This is a genomic window from Pseudomonas sp. HMSC065H01 (genome assembly GCF_001815235.1).
In the GTDB taxonomy this organism is placed as follows: domain Bacteria; phylum Pseudomonadota; class Gammaproteobacteria; order Pseudomonadales; family Pseudomonadaceae; genus Pseudomonas; species Pseudomonas aeruginosa.
In genome coordinates this window covers 374,729-381,686 of record NZ_KV819906.1, presented here as the reverse complement: position 1 = coordinate 381,686, position 6,958 = coordinate 374,729, and the positions used below count along the sequence as shown (strand labels likewise).

5 protein-coding genes and 1 tRNA gene are annotated in these 6,958 nt (G+C 64.7%); all 6 read right to left on the bottom strand.

From position 1 onward, the window contains the following. Positions 1–147: 147 nt before the first annotated feature. Positions 148–238: transfer RNA gene (locus HMPREF3014_RS22075), tRNA-Ser, on the bottom strand. 61 nt (positions 239–299) lie between these two features. Further along, positions 300–485, bottom strand: coding sequence for a carbon storage regulator CsrA (gene csrA / locus HMPREF3014_RS22070; protein ID WP_003085981.1), 186 nt, complete (start codon positions 483–485; stop codon positions 300–302). A 184-nt stretch (positions 486–669) separates the two neighbouring features. Further along, positions 670–1,908, bottom strand: a complete 1,239-nt coding sequence (locus tag HMPREF3014_RS22065) for an aspartate kinase (protein WP_003085971.1) — start codon at positions 1,906–1,908, stop codon at positions 670–672. Between the two features lie 147 nt (positions 1,909–2,055). After that, positions 2,056–4,680, bottom strand: a complete 2,625-nt coding sequence (alaS, locus tag HMPREF3014_RS22060) for an alanine--tRNA ligase (RefSeq protein ID WP_003112602.1) — start codon at positions 4,678–4,680, stop codon at positions 2,056–2,058. 121 nt (positions 4,681–4,801) lie between these two features. Continuing rightward, positions 4,802–5,806, bottom strand: coding sequence for a low-specificity L-threonine aldolase (gene ltaE, locus HMPREF3014_RS22055; RefSeq protein WP_003112603.1), 1,005 nt, complete (start codon positions 5,804–5,806; stop codon positions 4,802–4,804). Positions 5,807–5,950: 144 nt separating this feature from the next. Beyond that, on the bottom strand, positions 5,951–6,949 hold the full coding sequence (gene astE / locus HMPREF3014_RS22050) for a succinylglutamate desuccinylase (protein WP_003085962.1): 999 nt from the start codon (positions 6,947–6,949) through the stop codon (positions 5,951–5,953). Positions 6,950–6,958 lie beyond the last annotated feature (9 nt).

Below are 6,958 nucleotides of genomic sequence, written 5' to 3'. Positions count from 1 at the left end.
GAGTACTCTATCCAGCTGAGCTATGAGTGCGTCGTGGGGGCGCATTATAGATTGTGGATTTTATCCGTCAAGCGATTTTTTCAATCAAATCAGTAACTTAGTTACCAAGATGGCTTTCGCCGCCTGAATCAACCTCTAACACTTGAATGGCGGAGAGGGGGGGATTCGAACCCCCGACACCCTTTTGAGGTGTACTCCCTTAGCAGGGGAGCGCCTTCGGCCACTCGGCCACCTCTCCGCAACACGGGGCGCATGATACCCATCTTTACCCCGTTTGCAAAGGGAAAATTAGATAAAAATTAATGGTTTGGCTCTTGATCTTTCTCTTTCTGGATGCGCTGGTAAATTTCCTCCCGGTGTACGGCGACTTCCTTCGGCGCGTTGACGCCGATGCGCACCTGGTTCCCTTTGACACCCAGTACCGTCACGGTGACGTCGTCACCTACCATCAGGGTCTCTCCGACCCGACGAGTCAGAATCAGCATTCCTTTCTCCTCACGCGAATATTTCAGGACAACAGTCTGCAAAAAAGAAATGGCGGCGGATCCGCAGAAATCAAGAGCGCGATCCTTCACCCAGTATTGACCAGTCCCGCCGGAATGAAAGTTCCTGCCAAACGGTCAAAAACGACAAAAGGCGCGGGGTTGCCGCGCCTTTCGCCTGTCAGCGTCACTCACCCTGTCGCGCCGGCGCGTCGAGCTCGAACGCCGTGTGCAGGGCACGTACCGCCAGTTCCAGGTACTTCTCTTCGATCACCACGGAAACCTTGATTTCCGAGGTGGAGATCATCTGGATGTTGATGCTTTCCTTGGCCAGCGCTTCGAACATGCGGCTGGCCACGCCGGCGTGCGAACGCATGCCGACGCCGACGATGGAAACCTTGGCGATGTTGGTGTCGCCGATGGCTTCGCGCGCGCCGATGTTGGCGGCGGTCTGCTTGAGGATTTCCAGGGCGTTCAGGTAATCGTTGCGATGCACCGTGAAGGTGAAGTCGGTGGTGTTATCGTGCGCCACGTTCTGCACGATCATGTCGACTTCCACATTGGCGGCACTGATCGGCCCGAGGATCTTGAAGGCCACGCCGGGGGTATCGGGTACGCCACGGATGGTCAGCTTGGCTTCGTCGCGGTTGAAGGCGATGCCGGAGATGATCGGCTGTTCCATGGATTCCTCTTCATCATCGATAGTAATGAGGGTGCCCGGACCCTCCTGGAAGCTGTGCAGCACGCGCAGCGGAACGTTGTACTTGCCGGCGAACTCGACCGCCCGGATCTGCAGCACCTTGGAACCGAGGCTGGCCATTTCCAGCATTTCCTCGAAGGTGATCTTGTCCAGCCGACGGGCCTGCGGCACTACGCGCGGATCGGTGGTGTAGACGCCGTCGACGTCGGTGTAGATCTGGCATTCGTCGGCCTTCAACGCCGCCGCCAGGGCCACCCCGGTGGTATCGGAACCGCCGCGGCCCAGCGTGGTGATGTTGCCGTTGCCGTCGACGCCCTGGAAACCGGCGACCACCACTACCCTGCCGGCCTTGAGGTCGGCGCGGATGTGGGTGTCGTCGATGTGCAGGATGCGCGCCTTGGTGTGCGCACTGTCGGTGAGGATACGCACCTGGTTGCCGGTATAGGAGACCGCCGGCACGCCGCGCTTGATCAGGGCCATGCTGAGCAGGGCGATGGTCACCTGCTCTCCGGTCGAGACCATGACGTCCAGTTCGCGCGGAACCGGCTGCTCCATGATCTGGTTGGCCAGGCCGATCAGACGGTTGGTCTCGCCGCTCATGGCGGATACCACCACGACGACGTCATCGCCCGCTTCGCGGAATTTCTTCACCTTCTCGGCCACCTGCTCGATACGCTCGACGGTGCCGACGGAGGTCCCTCCAAACTTCTGTACGATCAAAGCCATTTCAAACCGCCTGATTCCGTGAAGGGCGCCCTTTTGAACCTGCCTCATTCTTTCGCTACCCGGACTGGCGGGGCGCACCGCCGGCCGGGCATCAAGGGGCGCTGGCCGCCCGGCCCCGCATCGCTCTGGCGCGGGGCCGGCATGGCATCAGAGCCCTTGCTCGACGAAGCGCTGGGCCAGGGCCAGGGCCTCGTCCAATTTCGCTGCATCGGTGCCGCCGCCCTGGGCCATATCCGGGCGTCCGCCACCTTTGCCACCAACTGCCGCCGCGGCTTGCTTCATAAGCTCGCCGGCCTTCAGTTGGCCGGTCAGGTCCTGGGTCACGCCTGCGACCAGTACGACCTTCCCGTCCAGCTCGCCGCCGAGCAGGATCACTGCGCGGCCGAGCTTGTTCTTCAACTGGTCGACCAGCGCCAGCAGCGCCTTGCCGTCCAGACCATCGAGGCGCGCGGCGAGTACCTTCGCGCCCTTGATTTCCACCGCCGCCGCCGAAAGATCGTCGCCGGCCGCGCTGGCAGCCTTGGCCTTGAGCTGTTCCAGCTCCTTCTCCAGCGAACGGTTGCGCTCCAGCAGGGCGCCGAGCTTGTCCAGCAGGTTGTCGCGACTGCCCTTGACCAGGCTGGCGGCTTCCTTGAGCTGCTCCTCGGCACCGTTCAGGTAGGCCAGCGCCGCCGCGCCGGTGACCGCCTCGATACGGCGTACGCCGGCAGCCACGCCACCCTCGCTGGTGATCTTGAACAGGCCGATGTCGCCGGTGCGGGATACGTGGGTGCCACCGCACAGCTCGACGGAGAAATCGCCGCCCATGCTCAGTACGCGCACCTGGTCGCCGTACTTCTCGCCGAACAGCGCCATGGCGCCCTTGGCCTTGGCGGTGTCGATATCGGTTTCCTCGGTCTCGACCTCGGTGTTGCGACGGATTTCGGCGTTGACGATATCCTCCAGGGCCTTCAGTTGTTCCGCCTTGATCGCCTCGAAGTGGCTGAAGTCGAAACGCAGGCGCTGGCTGTCCACCAGCGAGCCCTTCTGTTGTACGTGGTCGCCCAGTACCTGGCGCAGCGCGGCATGCAGCAGGTGGGTCGCGGAGTGGTTGAGCGCGGTGGCCTGGCGTACCGAGGCGTCGACCTCGGCCTTGACCGCGCCGCCGACGCTCAGGTTGCCCCGGGCGACCACGCCATGGTGCAGGTGCGCGCCGCCAGCCTTGGTGGTATCGCGCACGTCGAAGCGCACGCCAGCCGCCTCGAGGTAGCCACTGTCGCCGACCTGGCCGCCGGACTCGGCGTAGAACGGCGTCTGGTCGAGGACCACGACGCCCTCCTCGCCCTCCTCCAGGCGCTCGACGGCCTGGCCGTCCCTGAACAGCGCGACGATCTGCCCGGCGCCGGAGACGCCCTGATAGCCGAGGAAGCGGGTCTCGCCGTCGACCTTGACCAGGCTGTTGTAGTCCATGCCGAAGGCGCTGGAAGCGCGGGCGCGCTCGCGCTGGGCCTCCATCTCGCGCTCGAAGCCGTCCTCGTCGATGGTCAGCTCGCGCTCGCGGGCGATGTCATTGGTCAGGTCGACCGGGAAGCCATAGGTGTCGTACAGCTTGAACACCACGTTGCCGGGAATCACGCTGCCCTGCAGTTCGGCGAGGTCCTGTTCGAGGATCTTCAGGCCTTGCTCCAGGGTCTTGGCGAACTGTTCTTCCTCGGTCTTCAGCACGCGCTCGATGTGTGCCTGCTGTTGCTTCAGCTCGGGGAAGGCATCGCCCATCTCGGCGACCAGCGCTGCGACGATCTTGTGGAAGAAGGTGCCCCTGGCGCCCAGCTTGTTGCCGTGGCGGCAGGCGCGGCGGATGATCCGCCGCAAGACGTAGCCGCGACCCTCGTTGGACGGCAGTACGCCGTCGGCGATCAGGAAGCTGCAGGAACGGATGTGGTCGGCTACCACCTTCAGCGACGGCGCGTCGTCGTTGGCGCAGCCGATGGCCTCGGCGGAGGCTTTCAGCAGGTTCTGGAACAGGTCGATCTCATAGTTCGAGTGCACGTGCTGGAGTACCGCGCTGACGCGCTCCAGGCCCATGCCGGTGTCCACGCTCGGCGCCGGCAGCGGGTGCATGACGCCGTCCGCGGTGCGGTTGAACTGCATGAACACGTTGTTCCAGATCTCGATGTAGCGGTCGCCGTCCTCTTCCGGCGAACCGGGCGGGCCGCCCCAGATCTCCGGCCCATGGTCGAAGAAGATCTCGGTGCAGGGACCGCAGGGTCCGGTATCGCCCATCGCCCAGAAGTTGTCGGACGCATAGGGCGCGCCCTTGTTGTCGCCGATCCGCACCATACGCTCGGCGGGCACGCCGACTTCCTTGGTCCAGATGTCGTAGGCCTCGTCGTCGGTGGCGTAGACGGTGACCCAGAGCTTTTCCTTGGGCAGGTTCAGCCATTTCTCGCCGGTGAGGAACTCCCAGGCGTAATGGATGGCGTCGCGCTTGAAATAGTCGCCGAAGCTGAAGTTACCCAGCATTTCGAAGAAGGTGTGGTGCCGCGCGGTGTAGCCGACGTTTTCCAGGTCGTTGTGCTTGCCGCCGGCGCGCACGCATTTCTGGCTGGTGGTCGCACGGGTGTAGGCGCGCTTTTCCAGGCCGAGGAAGCAGTCCTTGAACTGGTTCATGCCCGCGTTGGTGAACAGCAGGGTCGGATCGTTCGCCGGGATCAGCGAACTGGAAGCGACACGGGTGTGTCCCTTCTCTTCGAAGAAGCGGAGGAAGGCTTCACGGATTTCAGCGCTTTTCATAGGTTCTTCCACGGAAAATTGGCGGCCACGAATCGCCGGCAAAGGGCCGCATTATATCGGCCCTTGGGCAAGGTTGTAGTGTATTTGCGCGATAGTTATTGCCTATTGCCGACCTTTTCGCTTATGAGCGACGAAAGGCCGCGAAGGCATCCAGTACTTGTCCTATGGACTCGGCGGAAACGTCCAGGTGGGTGACCAGGCGCAAACGCGCCGCCGCGCTGATCCGCACCCCGCGCTCGGCGAGGAAGTCGCGCAGCGCGACCGCCCGCTCGCCGACATCGACATAGACCATGTTGGTCTGCACCGGCTCCACCGCATAGCCCAGTTCGCGCAGCCCGTCGCCCAGGCGCGCGGCGTTGGCGTGGTCGTCGGCCAGGCGTGCCACCTGGTGGTCGAGGGCGTACAGGCCGGCAGCCGCCAACAGGCCGGCCTGGCGCATCCCGCCGCCGACCATCTTGCGCCAGCGACGGGCCTTGCCGATCAGTTCGACGCTGCCGCAAAGCACCGAGCCCACCGGCGCACCGAGGCCCTTGGACAGGCACACCGACACCGAGTCGAAGTGTCGGGTGATCTCGCTGGCGTCTACGCCCAGCTTCACCGCCGCGTTGTACAGGCGCGCGCCATCCAGGTGCAGGGCCAGGCCACGCGCGCGAGTGAAGGCGCGCGCCGCGGCCAGGTAGTCGAGCGGCAGCACCTTGCCCTGCATGGTGTTTTCCAGGGCCAGCAGGCGGGTCCTGGCGAAGTGGAAATCGTCGGCCTTGATCGCCGCCGCGACCTTGTCCAGGTGGAGCGATCCGTCGGCCTCGCCGTCGATCGGCTGCGGCTGGATCGAGCCCAGCACCGCGGCACCGCCGCCCTCGTATTTGTAGGTATGCGCCTGCTGGCCGACGATGTATTCGTCGCCGCGCTCGCAGTGGGCCATCAATCCGAGCAGGTTGCTCATGGTCCCGGTCGGTACGAAGAGCGCCGCGGCGAAGCCCAGGCGCGCCGCCAGCTCGGCCTCCAGGCGGTTGACCGTGGGGTCCTCGCCATAGACGTCGTCGCCCAGTTCGGCCGCGGCCATGGCTTCGCGCATGCCGGCGGTGGGCTGGGTGACGGTGTCGCTGCGCAGGTCGATGACAGGCACGGAGGGCTCCTCGGTTCGGCGGAAAAGCCCGATCCTACGGCGCTCTACCGACAGCCACAAGGGAAGTCGGGAAATCTTCCCGGCCGCAACGGAAACGGAGCGCCGAAGCGCTCCGTCATGATCGAGAGGGAAGGCCGATACGCCTCAGAGCTTGGCCGGCACCACCAGGATTCCGGCGCGCAAGCCGTTCTTCACCCGCGGATTGGGGAAGATGATGCGCGCGCCGACCTCCTCCACCACCCAGCGCGTGCCGCCGATATCCTCGGCCAGCAGGTAGCCCGGCGAGAGTTCGGTGAAGTTGGCCACGTCGTCGTCGAGGTGCAGGCGGAAGTGGTCGCTGTGCTTGATCACCTCGCGCGACACGCTGAACAGCTTGAGGCCATCGAGTCGGGAGCCGTCCGGCTGTTCCTCGCTGCCGTCGATCAGCAGCTCCAGGCTCCGCTCCAGGCGCTCCAGGTTGACCTCCTGGTTCTCTCCGAACGGACGTGCCTTGCCCAGTTCCAGGGTAAAAGCCTCGGCGCCGAGCTGGCCGTAGGTGTAGGCGCTGAAGGTGATGCCCGGCTTGTTCTGCAACAGCACCGCCTCGATGCCGGCGTCGCGCAGGCGGGCCAGTTCGCTGCGGGAATGCTCGCGGCCCTCGGCCCAGGGGTAGAGGGCGAACTGCTCGATCTTCGAGCCGCGGATCGCGGTATGCAGGTCGTAGTGCAGGTGGACTCGCTCGGTCTTGCTGAAGAACACCTGGGCCAGGCGCTCCAGCTCGGCGGCACGGAAGGCCTCGTTGCCGCTGCCCTCCTCGTGGCGACCGTTGAACAGGCGGTTCATGTCCTGTTCGACGTAGCGCTCGCCGCGGCGGATGGCTTCTGGGTTGCCGAACAGGAAGAGGACCCTGGCGGCAGGCTTGAGGGTGCCCGCGGCGACCTTGCGGATCAGCCGTTCGAGCAGTTCGATGGGCGCGGTCTCGTTGCCGTGGATACCGGCCGAGAGCAACAGGTCGACGCCGTTGTCGCGGGCGCCGATCGGCGTGACTTCCAGCGCGCCCTCGGCCAGCCAGTGCAGGCGGGTGCCGTCGGCGGTGAGCTGGATCTTCTCGGTCGGCTCGCGGCCGGCCAGGGTCAAGTCGAGCAGTTTGCCGAGGGCGAGCATGGGATGTCC

What these genes read in the sequence shown, in the direction of transcription:
- csrA (WP_003085981.1), bottom strand. Translation starts at nt 485, where the DNA reads ATGCTGATTCTGACTCGTCGGGTCGGAGAGACCCTGATGGTAGGTGAC.
- HMPREF3014_RS22065 (WP_003085971.1), bottom strand. Translation starts at nt 1,908, where the DNA reads ATGGCTTTGATCGTACAGAAGTTTGGAGGGACCTCCGTCGGCACCGTC.
- alaS (WP_003112602.1), bottom strand. Translation starts at nt 4,680, where the DNA reads ATGAAAAGCGCTGAAATCCGTGAAGCCTTCCTCCGCTTCTTCGAAGAG.
- astE (WP_003085962.1), bottom strand. Translation starts at nt 6,949, where the DNA reads ATGCTCGCCCTCGGCAAACTGCTCGACTTGACCCTGGCCGGCCGCGAG.